This window comes from Bacillus sp. LSHTCR4 (assembly GCF_057197025.1).
Map to the genome: position 1 here is coordinate 2,088,785 of NZ_JBXUNO010000001.1, position 14,744 is coordinate 2,103,528.

At 33.4% G+C, this 14,744-nt stretch carries 14 protein-coding genes and 2 pseudogenes; 4 read left to right on the plus strand and 12 right to left on the minus strand.

What is annotated here, in order from left to right; translation table 11 throughout:
• Positions 1-73: 73 nt before the first annotated feature.
• Together AC2CGR_RS10730 and AC2CGR_RS10735 are read right to left on the minus strand one after the other, a co-directional pair.
• Complete coding sequence (locus AC2CGR_RS10730) at positions 74-529, minus strand: TspO/MBR family protein (protein WP_270184990.1); 456 nt, start codon at positions 527-529, stop codon at positions 74-76.
• A gap of 131 nt (positions 530-660) precedes the next feature.
• The gene (locus AC2CGR_RS10735) at positions 661-2,091 is read right to left on the minus strand and encodes a cryptochrome/photolyase family protein (RefSeq protein ID WP_270184989.1); all 1,431 of its coding nucleotides are present in this window, start codon (positions 2,089-2,091) and stop codon (positions 661-663) included.
• Between the two features lie 213 nt (positions 2,092-2,304).
• On the opposite strand from AC2CGR_RS10735, the gene AC2CGR_RS10740 reads away from it, so the two are divergent.
• The gene (locus tag AC2CGR_RS10740; protein WP_000743889.1) at positions 2,305-2,874 is read left to right on the plus strand and encodes a DUF3841 domain-containing protein; all 570 of its coding nucleotides are present in this window, start codon (positions 2,305-2,307) and stop codon (positions 2,872-2,874) included.
• 138 nt (positions 2,875-3,012) lie between these two features.
• On the opposite strand, the gene AC2CGR_RS10745 is transcribed toward AC2CGR_RS10740, so the two are convergent.
• The 6 genes and pseudogenes from AC2CGR_RS10745 to AC2CGR_RS10770 form a co-directional block, all read right to left on the minus strand.
• Positions 3,013-4,230 carry an NAD(P)/FAD-dependent oxidoreductase gene (locus tag AC2CGR_RS10745; protein WP_484480801.1) on the minus strand — a complete coding sequence of 406 codons (1,218 nt, stop codon included), beginning with the start codon at positions 4,228-4,230 and terminating at the stop codon, positions 3,013-3,015.
• 300 nt (positions 4,231-4,530) lie between these two features.
• The gene (locus AC2CGR_RS10750) at positions 4,531-5,052 is read right to left on the minus strand and encodes a carbonic anhydrase (protein ID WP_484480802.1); all 522 of its coding nucleotides are present in this window, start codon (positions 5,050-5,052) and stop codon (positions 4,531-4,533) included.
• Between the two features lie 79 nt (positions 5,053-5,131).
• Complete coding sequence (locus AC2CGR_RS10755; RefSeq protein WP_484480803.1) at positions 5,132-7,756, minus strand: DUF2309 domain-containing protein; 2,625 nt, start codon at positions 7,754-7,756, stop codon at positions 5,132-5,134.
• On the minus strand, positions 7,756-9,288 hold the full coding sequence (locus AC2CGR_RS10760; RefSeq protein ID WP_087964634.1) for an NADH dehydrogenase subunit 5: 1,533 nt from the start codon (positions 9,286-9,288) through the stop codon (positions 7,756-7,758). The genes AC2CGR_RS10755 and AC2CGR_RS10760 overlap by 1 nt, the downstream gene beginning before the upstream one ends.
• Positions 9,289-9,931: 643 nt before the next feature.
• Complete coding sequence (locus AC2CGR_RS10765; RefSeq protein WP_016717920.1) at positions 9,932-10,294, minus strand: Na-translocating system protein MpsC family protein; 363 nt, start codon at positions 10,292-10,294, stop codon at positions 9,932-9,934.
• Between the two features lie 371 nt (positions 10,295-10,665).
• Positions 10,666-10,764, minus strand: a pseudogene (locus AC2CGR_RS10770) (peptidoglycan N-acetylglucosamine deacetylase); the annotation flags it as partial.
• A 97-nt stretch (positions 10,765-10,861) separates the two neighbouring features.
• Here AC2CGR_RS10770 and satA point away from each other — a divergent pair.
• Entirely contained in the window at positions 10,862-11,419 is a 558-nt protein-coding gene (gene satA, locus AC2CGR_RS10775; RefSeq protein ID WP_484480804.1) for a streptothricin N-acetyltransferase SatA, read from the plus strand.
• 80 nt (positions 11,420-11,499) lie between these two features.
• On the opposite strand, the gene menA is transcribed toward satA, so the two are convergent.
• The 3 genes and pseudogenes from menA to AC2CGR_RS10790 form a co-directional block, all read right to left on the minus strand.
• The gene (gene menA / locus AC2CGR_RS10780) at positions 11,500-12,411 is read right to left on the minus strand and encodes a 1,4-dihydroxy-2-naphthoate polyprenyltransferase (protein ID WP_484480805.1); all 912 of its coding nucleotides are present in this window, start codon (positions 12,409-12,411) and stop codon (positions 11,500-11,502) included.
• Between the two features lie 357 nt (positions 12,412-12,768).
• Positions 12,769-12,970 (minus strand): annotated as a pseudogene (locus tag AC2CGR_RS10785) (hypothetical protein).
• 147 nt (positions 12,971-13,117) lie between these two features.
• A complete protein-coding gene (locus AC2CGR_RS10790) occupies positions 13,118-13,336 on the minus strand; it encodes a hypothetical protein (RefSeq protein ID WP_061402363.1) in 219 nt (72 codons plus the stop codon).
• Positions 13,337-13,605: 269 nt separating this feature from the next.
• Between AC2CGR_RS10790 and AC2CGR_RS10795 the strand changes: the two genes are divergently transcribed.
• Both AC2CGR_RS10795 and AC2CGR_RS10800 read left to right on the plus strand, forming a co-directional pair.
• Positions 13,606-13,743: a DUF3956 domain-containing protein gene (locus tag AC2CGR_RS10795; RefSeq protein WP_000376554.1), complete on the plus strand. Its 138-nt coding sequence runs from the start codon at positions 13,606-13,608 to the stop codon at positions 13,741-13,743.
• A 289-nt stretch (positions 13,744-14,032) separates the two neighbouring features.
• A complete protein-coding gene (locus AC2CGR_RS10800; RefSeq protein WP_333491299.1) occupies positions 14,033-14,245 on the plus strand; it encodes a hypothetical protein in 213 nt (70 codons plus the stop codon).
• A 139-nt stretch (positions 14,246-14,384) separates the two neighbouring features.
• Here the strand turns inward: AC2CGR_RS10800 and AC2CGR_RS10805 are convergent, their stop codons facing one another.
• Positions 14,385-14,618, minus strand: a complete 234-nt coding sequence (locus AC2CGR_RS10805) for a hypothetical protein (protein WP_270184984.1) — start codon at positions 14,616-14,618, stop codon at positions 14,385-14,387.
• Between the last annotated feature and the right edge of the window lie 126 nt (positions 14,619-14,744).

A 14,744-nucleotide genomic window follows, 5' to 3' on the forward strand; every position in this document is an offset into this window, starting at 1 on the left:
TATATTTTAGATTCTCATTAATAAACATAAAAACTCGAGCATTTTTATTATGCTCAAGTTTTCATTTACGTCTTTAATTCATACTATAAATGGTCCAAGATAAATATGTAGCAAATGTAGTCCATAAAAAATACGGGATTAGCAACCATGCCGATACTTTAGATAAATTGGAAGAAAACATAATGAGAAGTAACGTAGTAATAGCGACTAGTAAACAATCTACTGTTGCTAAAAACAAATTCTTTTGGCTAAATTGAAAATAGCTGAACGCTTGATTGAATATATAATTTAAAAGGAATAAAAACCAAAATGTTTTTGGCTTACATCCATAGTTGTTGTAAATAATTGCAACTGATAATGCAATAAGTCCAAATAATACAGCCCATATTATTCCGATTGTCATACCAGGAGGTGTCCAAGACGGCTTTTCTAACGCATCATACCAAGTACGATCAATAGGAAATAAAACACTAGAAACATAAAACAAACCATATGTTAGTAAAAATACTATCATACTAGATTTTTTCATAAACATTCTCCTTTTTAATAGAAGGTTTTAGAAACTCTATATGATTCGTATGCTCTTTCAATGAATACAACTTTAATACGTAAATAGACATTATAACCTTTACATATCAAATTCATATTGACTCGTGTATTTTATATAAATTCTTTCATACTTTTATATGCACAAAGGGCTCTCTCCCGTGCTGCCTTATGATCAACAATCGGAAAAGGATATGTATCCCCAAGTTTTATATTGGATTTTTGTAAAATATGCTCAGGTGCTTCCCAAGGCTTATGTATATATTTGTTTGGGATATCTCTTAATTCTGGTACCCATCTTCTTATATACTCTCCATTTTTATCAAACTTTTCTCCTTGTGTGATTGGGTTAAAAATACGAAAGTACGGTGATGCATCTGCTCCACTTCCAGCAACCCATTGCCATCCCATTGTATTATTTGCAATATCAGCATCTAGTAGTGTATCCATAAACCATTTTGCCCCTTCTTGCCACGGAATTAACAAATGCTTTACAAGAAAAGAAGCCACAGCCATTCTTGCTCGGTTATGCATAAAACCTGTTTGCCATAGTTCCCGCATTCCTGCATCAATAAACGGATAACCAGTTTCGCCCTTCTGCCATACTCTTAATAACTCCTCTTCATTATTCCACGGAAAATGTTCAAAGTTCTTATTAAGAGGTTTATATACTGTAAATGGATAATGATATAGCAAATAATAAGAAAACTCTCGCCAAATGAATTGACGTATAAAGCTATTCACTTGTTGTTCAAAAAGACTACATTGTTTTTCGTTACTTTTATTTATTAAGTAATGATACATTAGCTTTACTGATATTTGACCAAATGAAAGATACGGTGCCAACATCGAATGGACATTTTGATCTGGAAAATCTCTTCCTTCACTATAAGAGGTCAGTTTGCTAGAGAAAAATTTCTTGAATGTTTTATATGCCCCTTCTTCTGTCGGATCCCATATTGATTCCATATGAGATGTCCACGGTATAGTCGGCAGCAAGTGTAATTCTGAAACAGATAAACTTGCTGGTAAAGAACTTCCCCATTTTATACGCTGCACTTTACTAATAGGTTTAGATATTACCTGCTTTTGAAATGCATGATAAAAAGGCGTAAACACCTTATATTCAGTGTTATCTTTCTTTTTAATCATCCAAGGCTCTAATAATAAATGCGAATTAAATTCCTTACAGGTAATACCTTTATCTTCTAACATCATTTTCATTTTTTGATTAAATTGTAATCTTTCCGGATCATAACAAATATTCCAATATACAGCCGTTATACCTAACTGTTCTATGAGAGAAAGTATTTCTTCCAGTGTATTTCCTTTGCGGATTATTAAAGTAGATCCCAATACCTCAAGTTGCCTCTTTACATCTATTATAGTATGGTGTAGCCACCACTTTGACGCACTTCCTATTGAAAAAGTTTCATCATATACATATAGTGGAAGAACCTCACCAGACTGAGCAGCTTCAAATAGAGCTGGGTTATCATATAAACGAAAATCTTTTTGAAACATAACGATAATTTTATTTTGCATGGCTATCCTTTCCCATCCTTAAAGCAAAATTCATTCTTTATTAGAACAAATACTTCTGTTATTTTTAAATGATTATAAGAATCATTTTTTGTAATTGCAAACAAACTCTTCTATCTTTAATGGATTTTTCCAACTCTTAATAAAGATAAAAATATAATGCACTTTGTACTTATCTTAAACTCTTATAAAATAAAAAAGAAAATGGAGAGAAAGATGAAAAAACAATTTTATAAACAATCAAACTTAAATACATCTATAGATTCAACAATCCTATGGACTTTTCAAAACCAAAATGCCATAAATACACTTTTGAATGAAGGTAAGCTTATAGCCGATCCTATTTTTGTTAGTAAAGAAGATTGCACAGCATATAAATACATTGTAAGACACATGAAACAGAAAGGTATTGACTTTATTATAGATTTACCCATTTGGGCATGGCATTCATGCAATGGTTACCAAAAGAAGCCTACTTATGAGACTGCAAGAGAATTACTATCAGATATTCAATTAGAGAAAGAAATATACCTCATCGAATTCACATGTCCTAATTTTTTATTCATGTTAACAAACTATAGCGGATGGTGCGACATTTATTTTAAACTTACTGGCAATCCTAAAGCAAGTGTAACAAATGATGAAGAAAAATACTTATTTAATCTTTACCCTACCATTGAGGAAGAATGGGAATATCATCATATCCAAGCAACTCTACCCTACCTAAAAAAAGAATGGATTATACAAATAACTGAACTTAGTAAAATGAATGGATTTAACAAATAATATTGTTTATGAATGCTTTATTTAAACATTCATAAACATAACAAATAGTCACATGAAACTAATACATTTAAAATAGCGTTTTTTTATAATGGACCCCTAAATAAGCTCCTTACTACTATGATTTTGTATACATGCAGTTTACTCATTTAGTTTTGGTCTAGTTTGTAAATATAAATTCAAATCTGGACTTGAACCGTTAATAATTATATCTCGAACAATTTTAGAAAGTACCATACTATAAACTAATCCATTATCTCCATACGCATAGATAAAGTGACAATTTGGAAACTCTTCATACATTCCAATTATAGGTAAACCATCATGAGTACCACCATAAAAAGCACTTAAATAAAATTCAGGTTCAACTGTTATATTGGGAAAGAGCTTATTAAATTCATTCACTAATTTCTCTTTTTTATGGATTAATTTTGAATCTCTTTCTTGAGCAATGTTTGTATCTTCATCTAATCCACCTATAATAATCCTATTATCTGCAGTAGTTCTCATATAAATATATGGTCTCGCAGTTTCCCAAATGAGAGTGCGTTTATACCAAGAAGATAAATCTTCCACAGGATTAGTAACAATTGCATATGAGCTAATCAGTGTAGCGTTCTTTTCCTTTTTAAATTCCAATCCTTCATATCCTGCAGCCACAATTACTTTATTGGCAGTAATAGAATTGCCCTCCTTTGTATAAAAGATAGCACATTCTTTCTCTAACTTTTTGCCAACAATCTCTGTATCTTCATAAATTTGAACTCCTTTATTAGAGGCTTGTTCTAATAAACTATGTGTAAATTTATAAGGATTTATTTCACCATCATTATACGTATAAATAGCTGCACGTTTTTTAAATGGATATCTCTGTCCAATTTGTTTTTCTGATAACCAAGCCGCTTTAAAATCATGCTTATGTAAATAATACAGTTCCTTTTCTAATTTCTTTATATCCTCTTCATAACTTGCATAATATAAGCTGTCACGTCGTTTAAAGTCAGAGCAATAAGGCAAGTTTTGATCAGCATATTCAATATCATTAATAGCTTGTTCACATAATTTCATATGCTTAACTGCATACTCTTCCCCAAATGTATTTACAAGTTCAAAAAACATCTTATCACCTAAATATTGAATAAGTGCTGTATTTGTAAGGTTACTTCCATGTCCTACCTTTCTTTTATCAACGATAACAATATTTAAATCTGATTCACTCAAATAGTATGCTGATTGAGCACCCGAACTTCCTGCTCCTATTATTAGTACGTCACATTTTATATCTTCGTCCAAACGAGGATAAGAAGGTGTATTAGAAAAAGTCGTGTTCCAATATAATTTCCCTTTCTGTAAATCCATTTTAATTGCACCGTCCTAAATAAAATAGTTATATCCCCATCGGTATCTCCAAATCATTCTTACTATATACTTCTTATCAAAATTATCTTGCTATCATGAATAAAGGTTTTCATAAACCTAAAAGCCTTGTCTTAAAAATTTTTTTCGAAAAAACGTCAAATAATTTTTTATTTTTATTATAAAAAGAGCAAAAGATCTCCATTTATAGAAGATTTCTTTTACTCTTTTTAAAGGAAACAACTCCAAATATTTAACATATTATAGTATCTACCAAATAAAAGTTGCTTATCTATCGATAACTTACACATAAGAATGCATTTGTTTCACTACTTTATTAACAGAAACTTTAACAACCGTTTCTTTTTCCCCTGTTCTATCAATCTTGAAACCATGAACTTTAACATCAGACGGTACTAGTGGATGCTGACGAATCATATCTATACTCTTCTCAATATTTTCACTAACATTTTCTTTTCCACTTAGCCATTCCTCAAGGCTACCACTTGAAAATTCAGGCATACAATTTTCAAAGAGATAGTCTAGTTCCTTGTTATTTTTTATAGAATCACGTTGAATTTGTAGATTAACTACATTAGTTTCTTTATCCTCTATTCCGACAACAAAAATTTCTTCCACATTTTCTTGATAAATAGCAATAACAATAGACCTCATTATATCTCCAAAAGGATGTACAATTACAGAATCACAGCTGTGTATAGTCAACATATTTTCTCGTTGAATGTTAGTTACTTGTTGGATAATAGGCTCTATTCCTTGTTCCATGTCTGTTAACAATAAAACCTTTTTATGCTTTGCATTCATATATAGCACTCCTTCTTCATGATTGTATTTATGAGACTTTTAAGCTAGTAACGATAGTTGATTATTCATGACATGATTGTTACCAATTTTTCCATTGTCCTTCTGGATCAACACTCGCCAGTCTAACCCACCCATTTTGAACTTTTTCTCGAAATGTGAAATCCTTATTTAGCAAGCGTTCTATATATTCAATAGGTGCTTGAATTACAATGAGTAAACGAAGTGGTGAGTGATACGTCTCACTATCTGACTGCATAACGGATTGCCAAGGTAAGCCTGATAACAAATCACTTGCATTTCCCTGCATAACACCGAGGCCTGCCGTAACAGTTTGGGTTGTTTTGTTTCCACTACCATAATAATGAGGAGCTACAGTTGAAGCGTAATATTGGAGATTGATCCACTGCGCTACTGTTCCTGGTCCCGCTATAATGCTAGCTAATATATCGCCATTTTCATCCTGTTTCCAATCATAATTATGAAGGAAAGCCCTACCTTCTAAATCACAATCCTGAGTCAATTCACGCTGCCCGATAATAAAAGATGCATTACGAGCTAATCCCCATTCCGGACGTATTTCACTCCAATCTTCTGCAAATCGGTGTGCCTCTTTACTCGGATTTTTTATTTTCGTTTTAAAATGAGGTAATTGCGTTAAACGCTCTCTATTTGCATGTTGGCTCACATTCGGCATAATCGACTCAATACAATCAAATGCTTCTTGCGCAGTTTCCGAAAGTTCTGGAACGTAAATCCATTCCAATTCGTCCACTGTTGTTTTATGTTCAGCTGCTGCGAAAATGGTGTCTTCAGGAATTTTAATGCCTTCATCAGACAACGCCTCTCTTACTTCTGGAAGATTACATAAAGTAGCGAAAACTCTTGCATTGAATCCTCCCGCCGCTCCGCCACACGCACCACACTCAAGCGCTGCAGCATAAGGGTTGTTCGTACTTTGACTACTGTGTCCGCACATTACAACTAAAGGAGCGAAACCTTCTGTTAATCCCACCATTTTTAAAGCTTGACGCACATAGTTCACTTTTTCTTCTTTCGTAAAACCGATAGGTATCTCGCATTTTGTATCATGAACATGATTAAGCGAGAATGTTGTATTAGGCTTTTGCAACATATTTTTACGAAGGTTACGAATGAAGCCACCTACTCTTCTTGGCACAAAACTCCTTGTCACCATCTGTAACCCGAGTAAAGGACCACTTACCTCAGGTAGCAACATACTTGTCAGTACGTTCTGTTTCATCGTTTTAAATGTATAACGTAACGAACTGCCTACCATCTTACGTTGCTCATAAGATTTACATTCATTTTCATCTGCGAGCTCTTTTATTTGATGTTTCGGTTTTAATATAACTGGCAAAGAAGGATGGCTGTTATTACTCCCTAGTTCACTAGTCGCAATTGGTAACCCAAAGAAACCAGCTATACCCAACGTTTCGAACGGACCTAATTTTTCAAGGTGACGACGAAACGGTTCTGAACGGACATCAATACAAAATGCTAATTGGGCTACTACACGCTTTTTATCGTTAGTTACACGTTGTTTAGAAGAAATCTTCTCCTTTAATTGCTCTGCATGTGTCTGTTCCCAAGCATCCAGCCAAAGTTTCTTACGAATATTTTCATCAAAACGATAAGCAAATGCTAATAATTCGCTTTGTTCAGTAGCAGACATTTGTAACCATTCCCGTGTTGAAATATTTCCCCAATAGATCCAAGAAGCTATAAGTGGGACAATCGAAACTTTTTTCTCAGCCTTTTGATTTTTTAAAGGTAAATACGGTTTTACAATGGCTAGCTCCATAGAAATTCGAACTGCTAAATATTCTATGAGAAGTTCCTGTTCCTCAATTGATTGTTGCGAACGCCATCGTATCATTCCTGCCCATCCAGGCAAAGAAAGTAAGTGCCCTTCAAGGTAAGCTTGCCTGTTAGATTCAGGAATTCCTAGTTTAGATAATGCTTTTGTTAAAGCTCCCTGGGCATCCTGTGGCCAATCTTTTAAAACTTTACGTTCATTTTTACTGAGCGCTGGATCAAATGTAATAAGGTGTTGCCATGCACGATACAAACCTTTCTCTCGATTTGGCATCGTCCAACTTGATCCAGCGTCATCAAGATATAATTTACACCATTTAATAATATGATAATTAAGAACATCTGATAGGTTGTCACCATTTTGATTCTCTATAAGCGAGCTTATTGGTTGCATAGAAGAGTCTTCCATACTCCCTGTATTTACATAACTCATTTCCTTTGCGAATGTATTTAATTCTGGCGATGATAATAAACTAGAAGGTAATCTCTCTAACTTTAAAGCTGCTTGGCAAAAACGCTCCGCTGTCTCTCGCGGAATATGAAAAGATTGTGAATCAAGCCAACGAGATAAGCCAATTTGTAAAAATGATTCCTTAATCTCACCTTTCGCCTTTGCCGAATGAATCATGGAGGCACTAGGATAAATATCTACATTACGAGCTTCTTTTAACCAATCTGCAACTTGTTCAAATGATTGTTTTTCAAGTCCCATCCAAGGGTGATGAGCTGCAAATGTAGCAATCGGCCAAAGTGGTGCAATCACTCGGCTAGCAGATTCAACTAAATCATTCATATTCTTTTCTTGTATTTCAATGTTTGTATCTTTCTTTTTTAAAGCCTCTTTCCTTAATATTGACGGTATGCTCATCACGAATTACCTCCCTTTGATACATCATGTTTCAGATAGCTTGGATGACTTTCTACTGACTTTCGTCTCGCCTCACCTACTCGAACGAACCAAAGATAAAGTACAGCGGATAAAGTAGAAGATTGATTACGAGTAACGAAAGTACAAATAACACTACTAAATAGTAAGATACATATAACAAAGATAACGGCTGGAGCTGAAGGTTGAACACTTTGATACATGTCAGTATGCAACCATTTATAAAGAGAATTATGAACGGTAAAGTAAATGAGAGAAAATCCAGCTAAAATAAATACGCCAACAATTCGTCCCATTCTTCCCTCGCCAAAAACAACAAGCTGTTTCCACGAAAAGTATAATGACCATCCTAAGATTAACGCACTAACTAATTCATACCCCTCTCCAGAAGTCATAAACCAGAAAGCAATCGCTATAAATAATCCTAAAACACGCCCAACTACCATCCATAAATTGGACATCTTTTCATTAGATTGTTTCACTCCCTCAAAATGTTGCACGGAAGAACCAGCTTGTAAAAACAGTGTGGCTTTAAATAAACCGTGTAAAATTAAATGAATAACAGCTGCTAAATAAGCGCCTAATGCACATTGAATCAGCATAAACCCCATTTGTGCAATAGTTGATCCTACTAGCTGACGTTTATAATCAACTTGGACTAAACTAATTCCTGTACCTATTAAGACAGAAATACTAGAGAAAATGAGTAAAATGATTTGTGCAATATCATCATGAAAAAGAGGTGAAAATCTAGTTAACATGATACCACCAGCATTTACTAAACCCGCATGCATAATAGCAGAAACAGGAGTTGGAGCAACAGCTGATTCAATTAACCATCTTTGGAAAGGCCATTGTGCTGCTGGAATCATCACAGCTACTATAATCAATAAGTTAATTCCTGTTTTCTCCAATGTTCCAAATTGAGCTACATTTTCATTCGTTAAAACTGATGTTAACTGCCACTGTCCAGTTATTTGAAACAGCCAAATGATAGCTGATAGTAAGGCAATCCAACTTATTGTAAATAAATAGCCTGAGATTTTTGTTGCTTCACTAACTACCTTCCACCCTTTATTTAGCCCGATGAGTAGAACCAATCCTATAAGAGTTGCTCCCCAACACATAATCATGAAGCGAAGATCATCGCTTAACCATGCAACCGAAGATACACCTGTAGTAAATGTAAAAAGTGCAAAGTATTTTCTATATGAGCGGTCTCCCATTAAGTAACGTACAGAAAATCGCTGAATGATTAAACCAATTGTAAGAACGAAGAAAGCCATTAACCAAGCTAAAGTATCTAGATGCCAAGGCCCCACAACTCTATCTCCATTGTGATTAACAAGTGCAAGTAAAGAAACCAATGAAGGCAAAGCAGCGATACCAATATGGATATGAACAAAACGTAAAGGCATCCTTGCATGTAAAAACAATAATCCACTTAGCCAAGAAGCACTAAGCGCGATAAAAAATAATGTTAACAGTGTTGATGAACTTAGCGAAATTAACATGTAAAATACTCCCTTCCAAACGAAAATAACTTATAAAAATTCCTTTTTATTACGATAGTTTTTTTAATTTCAATTTTTATTCACTCTTTTTCGTACATCGTTTTTTCCATAAAAAAAACCGACAACTTCCATAATTCAATGATTTTATATCATCATTGAATTATGGAGATTGTCGGTTTCACTTCAACTAACTTCAATAAAGTTTTTTGAAGAGCTCCCATTTTATAGAGGATAATAATGTATGTATTACTCCTATTAAAAATAACAGTATATCTCTGATCTCCTAGATTATGCAATCAATATATCAATTTATGTTATGCGCTATCTTTCAATTAAGAAACTTTTTCATTTAGTCAATATTACATATTAAAAAAATGCTAAAGCCTTAATTATAGCAAACAGTTAAAATAAGCATCTATTAATTTTTAAAACATTTATAAGATAAACCATATTAAGCAGTTTGTCAATTTATTTATCCATTTTCCGAATCAAAATTCATTATACATAAATAATTTCAATTTTTCTTGTTTTCTAATCATTACCTTGTTAATAAGATAAAATAAAGTACACAACTTGTAGATTTCTTAATTACCTCACTGCATTTTTAATTTATCTTCCACAAACCCTACGGTGGTTTTAATTTTTAAAATTTCTCCTCAAGATTATGAAACAATTTAAAAATCATTACTCGCTCACCTGTACGCGAGCTTATATCCGTATGAAAGCTTTTCACTTTCTCTCCAGTTAATTCTAGTATAATCTCTTTCAGATCATCAATTCCAGATTCAACTAGCTCCGAACGATTTTTCTTTATCGTTAGCATACCGTCTTTTGTTTCGCAAACAGTATATTCAGCCGGCGTTAAAATACCTTGTAAATTTACGATAATCATATCCCGTAATATATCTGTCTTAACGGATATAGACCCGCGTCCTAGGTAGTCCTTTTCCCAGTGAGTAATTGCTTTGCTTATCTCTGATTCAATAGAGCCTTTTGAGCTTTTCATCTATGTATCCTCCTTCAATAAAATAAATTTACAATAACAATATAATAATCCGGATTGATTTTATTTTCAATTATTGAGAAGAATTTATTGGGATTGTTGCAAGGTATCCTTTCAAATCATAGTAATTTTTTATATTACAATATAGATTTTTTTGATCATCCCCAACAAAATACTCTTACTATAAAAGCTCTGTTGCATGCATTTCTAAAAAGGACATTCCGGGTAAAATAAGAAAGCTCTTGTAACGTAATACATAAAAGAAAAAGCCGATTTCTTTATAAAATATTAAATCGACTTTTGTCTTAGTTATTGATTTAATAATAAAAACACTTTTTAAAAGAAATAAGCTTATACTATAGACGTTGATTTTTCTAGAAGTTTAAACGAAAATGACCCTCATCATTGTATACCCTAAATTCATACCCTTTCTCTTTATAAAATTTAATGATTTCAGGAAGAACTTGTAATGATAGCCTTACCATTGAAATTCTATTATAATTTTGTAATCGCAATTCATTTGAATCAAATAAAAAATCAGAAGAAATAATATTATTGGGAGGTACTCCGATGAACCTTTTCATTAGAAAGTTAGAAAAAAATGATGTAGGCAATTTCCCGGAGATTGATGATAGTTTTATAGTGAATGCTCGGTTAATTCTTTCTCTTTCCAAAGTAAATAGACGCATAGAATATACAGTAGAAGACGTTCCAAGTTATGAAAAAAGTTATTTGCAAAATCAATATGATAATGAAGAACTTGCTTACAATGACTATATAAATAAACCGAATCAAGTAATTTACATAGCACTGTTACATAACCAAATCATCGGATTCATAGTATTGAAAAAGAATTGGAATCACTATGCTTACATAGAAGATATAACAGTCGATAAAAAATATCGTACACTCGGAGTTGGCAAACGGTTAATTGATCAAGCAAAGCAGTGGGCAAAAGATGGCAATATGCCCGGGATTATGCTTGAAACGCAAAATAATAATGTCGCAGCATGTAAATTTTATGAAAAATGTGGATTTGTAATTGGTGGATTTGATTTTCTTGTTTACAAAGGTTTGGATATGACAAGTGATGAAGTGGCAATGTATTGGTATTTGCATTTCGAATGAAAATGCTCTTAACTTTAAACATAGTCAAAATAAAACCCCCAATCTCTCTAAATTAAAATTGAGAAACTGGGGGTTTTTATCTAAAACAGATAATTAATTAGTAATCCTGCTGATAATAAGAAGCCGAAAATCGTATTTGTCATCGCTGTTGATTTCATGGCGATGCGCATATATCCGGGATCCTTTGCACCTTTTTGGAAACTTTGAATGGCAGAGATTGGTTTTCTCAAACCTAGGAACATCACTAATGCCCAAGGGCTTATATAACCCATTAATACAATTACGGCAATCCATAAATAAGCAATGAAAAAGGCTACAGCTAGTGTTACTACTGCTTTTTCTCTCCCAAGGAGGATTACTAATGTCTTTCTTCCACCTTTAATATCTTCTTCGATATCTCGGATGTTATTTGACATGTTGATTGCACCGACTAAAATTCCAATTGGAATGGAAATTAATACACTTTCAGTCGTTATCGTATTCGTTTGAATAAAGAAAGCAATAAGTACAAAGCATGTCCCCATCAACAATCCAGAAACTAATTCCCCAAACGGAGTGTACGCAATTGGTAATGGACCACCTGTATATAAATAGCCAACCGCCATTCCGATTAAACCGATGACGACTAACCACCAGCTACTATTCATACAAATATAAATTCCGATAAGTGCAGCTAGTACATACAATAAAAGTGCGACTGTTAACACATTTTTTGGTTTCAATCCATGACGGACAATTCCGCCACCAATTCCAACAGAATCAGCTGTATCTAATCCACGTTTGAAATCATAGTACTCATTAAATAAGTTCGTTGCGATTTGCAATGCTAAACATGCAACCATCATCGCAATAAATAAAAGCCAATCAATTTTGGCAACATAAAGTGATGCCACTGTTCCTAAAATTACAGGAGAAAACGTCGCCGTTAACGTATGCGGGCGCGTCATCTTCCATATTAATTTAGCGGAACTAATTTCTTTTTCTGTCCCCATAACTCTGTTCAATCTCCCTACATTTAAGTATAGATTACTAGCAGTATCTTTCTATCTGTTTTCTGCCACGCATCCATTATATCAAAAAATGAATTGGTAATAGAACCGTAATGCTCTTGCTTGCACCATAACTTTGCATCAAAATATCATTTTTTCTAATATGGGGTAGTACCCCATGCCCATCAACTTAAGAAATTTTAATACCTTTAAATACAAAAAAACGTCATCATTTCTAAACAGGCCAGATTAGAAATGATGACGTTTTTTATTGTATGGATACTAATTTATATTAGTCTTTCTGATGATGTGATGGTATATCATGCTAATTAATAAAATGTTTTTGAGACACTGTACTTATTAAGAATGATGTTTTAATCCTGCTAAAGTAGCTTCTGAACATCTTCTCTTCTATGTCAACTTGAGCTATCAACTTATCAACTATATGTCTATCTGCGTTAGCTAACAGAAATGCAGATATATTTGCAATACCACTAACTTAAGCCGTAGCATCTTTACTTTCTCCATTCATTTGCATGGAAAATGTAACGTTAGCGTTCATGATTCTTCACCTCTATTTTTGTTCGTTGTGTTCGTTCATTTTGTCAGATGTTAAATCAAATTGAAACTGTATCCTTCGAGTTAATAAGTATTCATAAAAACATAATAAAAAAGAGTGCAATTAAGATGTGCACTCTTTCAAAAGATTTTACCAATCTCGATGATCACCATGATCATGATTATGTTCACGATCGTGGTCGCGGTCATGATTACGTCTGCGACGACACTCATCACAATCACAGTCACGTCTACAATGACAATCGTTAAAATCGTTTCTTCTACGTCTACGACCGCATCCGCAAAATACTAAATCATCCCAAAAGTTATTACGATCTCGAGAATGCCCAAAATTATTATTCCATCCCATAGATATGATTCCCTCCTCTAAAAATAGAATTCATCATATTCTATGATTCAAAAGGGAAAACAGCTTGTTTACTAGTCTATGTTTTGCGTTTTAGACTAATAATATTTCAATTTGCGAGTCTATCTTCCCCCTCTATTTTCAATCGTTGTGTTCGTTTGTTTTGTTTAAATGGGCAAATCTATCAATTCTTTAAAATCAATTAATCCAACTATTACATATTAATGATTAATTCATATACTATATTAGATCACTAGAAAGGAGGCGTAACCATGGATAGTTGCGTTGTGTTTGTAAATGGACAACCTTTTTTAGTTCTTTCAGTAGCTGGTATTGAAATTGCTAGATTAGAGATTTCTCTTCAAGTTGCATTAGCTCTAAGAGTGCTTGGAATACCAATCTGCGATTAATTACCAGATCAAAAAAAGAGGGCATTAGCTCTCTTTTTTATTTACCCCTTATCTTTGCTTGATAACGAGCAAGACACCACCAGATCACGGCAGCGCCTACGATAATTGCTATACACCTGCTTGTTCTATCTACATAGTAAAATAAAACACCCATAATGAACACATCATAAGATTAGTAACCCTATTTTCTGTCCGTTAATTATTATGTTTATAAACCTAGATTATGCACATCTATATTCAGTAAGTGCATACCCTATTACATGAATGCTACTTTAGGAGTGATTATATTATGAATCCTTTCCCGATGAGGATTTTTGTAGCTCCAACTTCGACTTGGCAACATTTACTTCACCACCCTTCATATGGTCAATATGGTATGCAACCTGGGCATATCCCCTTTACTCCTACAATTGCGCCTTCTTCTGTAATATATCAATATCAATATCATTATATTTTTCCAACATTGTATTTCCAAGAGTTTCACGGTACATTTAACATCTAATCTAAATAGAAAAAATATCCGTTATCTGTACCATTGGTGAGCAATTCATGTTATACCTAAAACAGTATTTAAATACGTTTAATGTGTAATTTCTATATAGCAAAGAAAAAAGCACCCGTTATGGATGCTTAGCGCTTAATTACGATCGATTAAAGTAATATTCCGATTTTGCAGAACAACTAAGGATTCGGCATCGGTACGTGACCTTTTCTACTGCAATCCGTCGTTCATTTTTCAAAATTGCAGCATTTTTGGAAGTAATAAATTCTGCCTCCCATCCGCATTGCCTGCATTCCATTATTTCTTTTTTAAATCCTTCTTCAATGATAACTTCATTCATTCTCTGCACTTCTTTCTGTAGTTGATAACTCATTTAAACGGCTACAGAACAATCTGTCAAACTTACTACTCTCAACCTTCTCCAAGCCATAAGACCATCTAAAGATTTACGGGATTCTTTTACATCGCCAGTAATATCATTCATGTTCAACTTATTAAA

Excerpts from the sequence above, each read along its gene's own strand:
- AC2CGR_RS10730 (WP_270184990.1), bottom strand. The coding sequence starts at position 529 with ATGAAAAAATCTAGTATGATAGTATTTTTACTAACATATGGTTTGTTT.
- AC2CGR_RS10735 (WP_270184989.1), bottom strand. The coding sequence starts at position 2,091 with ATGCAAAATAAAATTATCGTTATGTTTCAAAAAGATTTTCGTTTATAT.
- AC2CGR_RS10740 (WP_000743889.1), top strand. The coding sequence starts at position 2,305 with ATGAAAAAACAATTTTATAAACAATCAAACTTAAATACATCTATAGAT.
- AC2CGR_RS10745 (WP_484480801.1), bottom strand. The coding sequence starts at position 4,230 with ATGGATTTACAGAAAGGGAAATTATATTGGAACACGACTTTTTCTAAT.
- AC2CGR_RS10750 (WP_484480802.1), bottom strand. The coding sequence starts at position 5,052 with ATGAATGCAAAGCATAAAAAGGTTTTATTGTTAACAGACATGGAACAA.
- AC2CGR_RS10755 (WP_484480803.1), bottom strand. The coding sequence starts at position 7,756 with ATGAGCATACCGTCAATATTAAGGAAAGAGGCTTTAAAAAAGAAAGAT.
- AC2CGR_RS10760 (WP_087964634.1), bottom strand. The coding sequence starts at position 9,288 with ATGTTAATTTCGCTAAGTTCATCAACACTGTTAACATTATTTTTTATC.
- AC2CGR_RS10765 (WP_016717920.1), bottom strand. The coding sequence starts at position 10,294 with ATGAAAAGCTCAAAAGGCTCTATTGAATCAGAGATAAGCAAAGCAATT.
- satA (WP_484480804.1), top strand. The coding sequence starts at position 10,862 with ATGAACCTTTTCATTAGAAAGTTAGAAAAAAATGATGTAGGCAATTTC.
- menA (WP_484480805.1), bottom strand. The coding sequence starts at position 12,411 with ATGGGGACAGAAAAAGAAATTAGTTCCGCTAAATTAATATGGAAGATG.
- AC2CGR_RS10790 (WP_061402363.1), bottom strand. The coding sequence starts at position 13,336 with ATGGGATGGAATAATAATTTTGGGCATTCTCGAGATCGTAATAACTTT.
- AC2CGR_RS10795 (WP_000376554.1), top strand. The coding sequence starts at position 13,606 with ATGGATAGTTGCGTTGTGTTTGTAAATGGACAACCTTTTTTAGTTCTT.
- AC2CGR_RS10800 (WP_333491299.1), top strand. The coding sequence starts at position 14,033 with ATGAATCCTTTCCCGATGAGGATTTTTGTAGCTCCAACTTCGACTTGG.
- AC2CGR_RS10805 (WP_270184984.1), bottom strand. The coding sequence starts at position 14,618 with ATGAGTTATCAACTACAGAAAGAAGTGCAGAGAATGAATGAAGTTATC.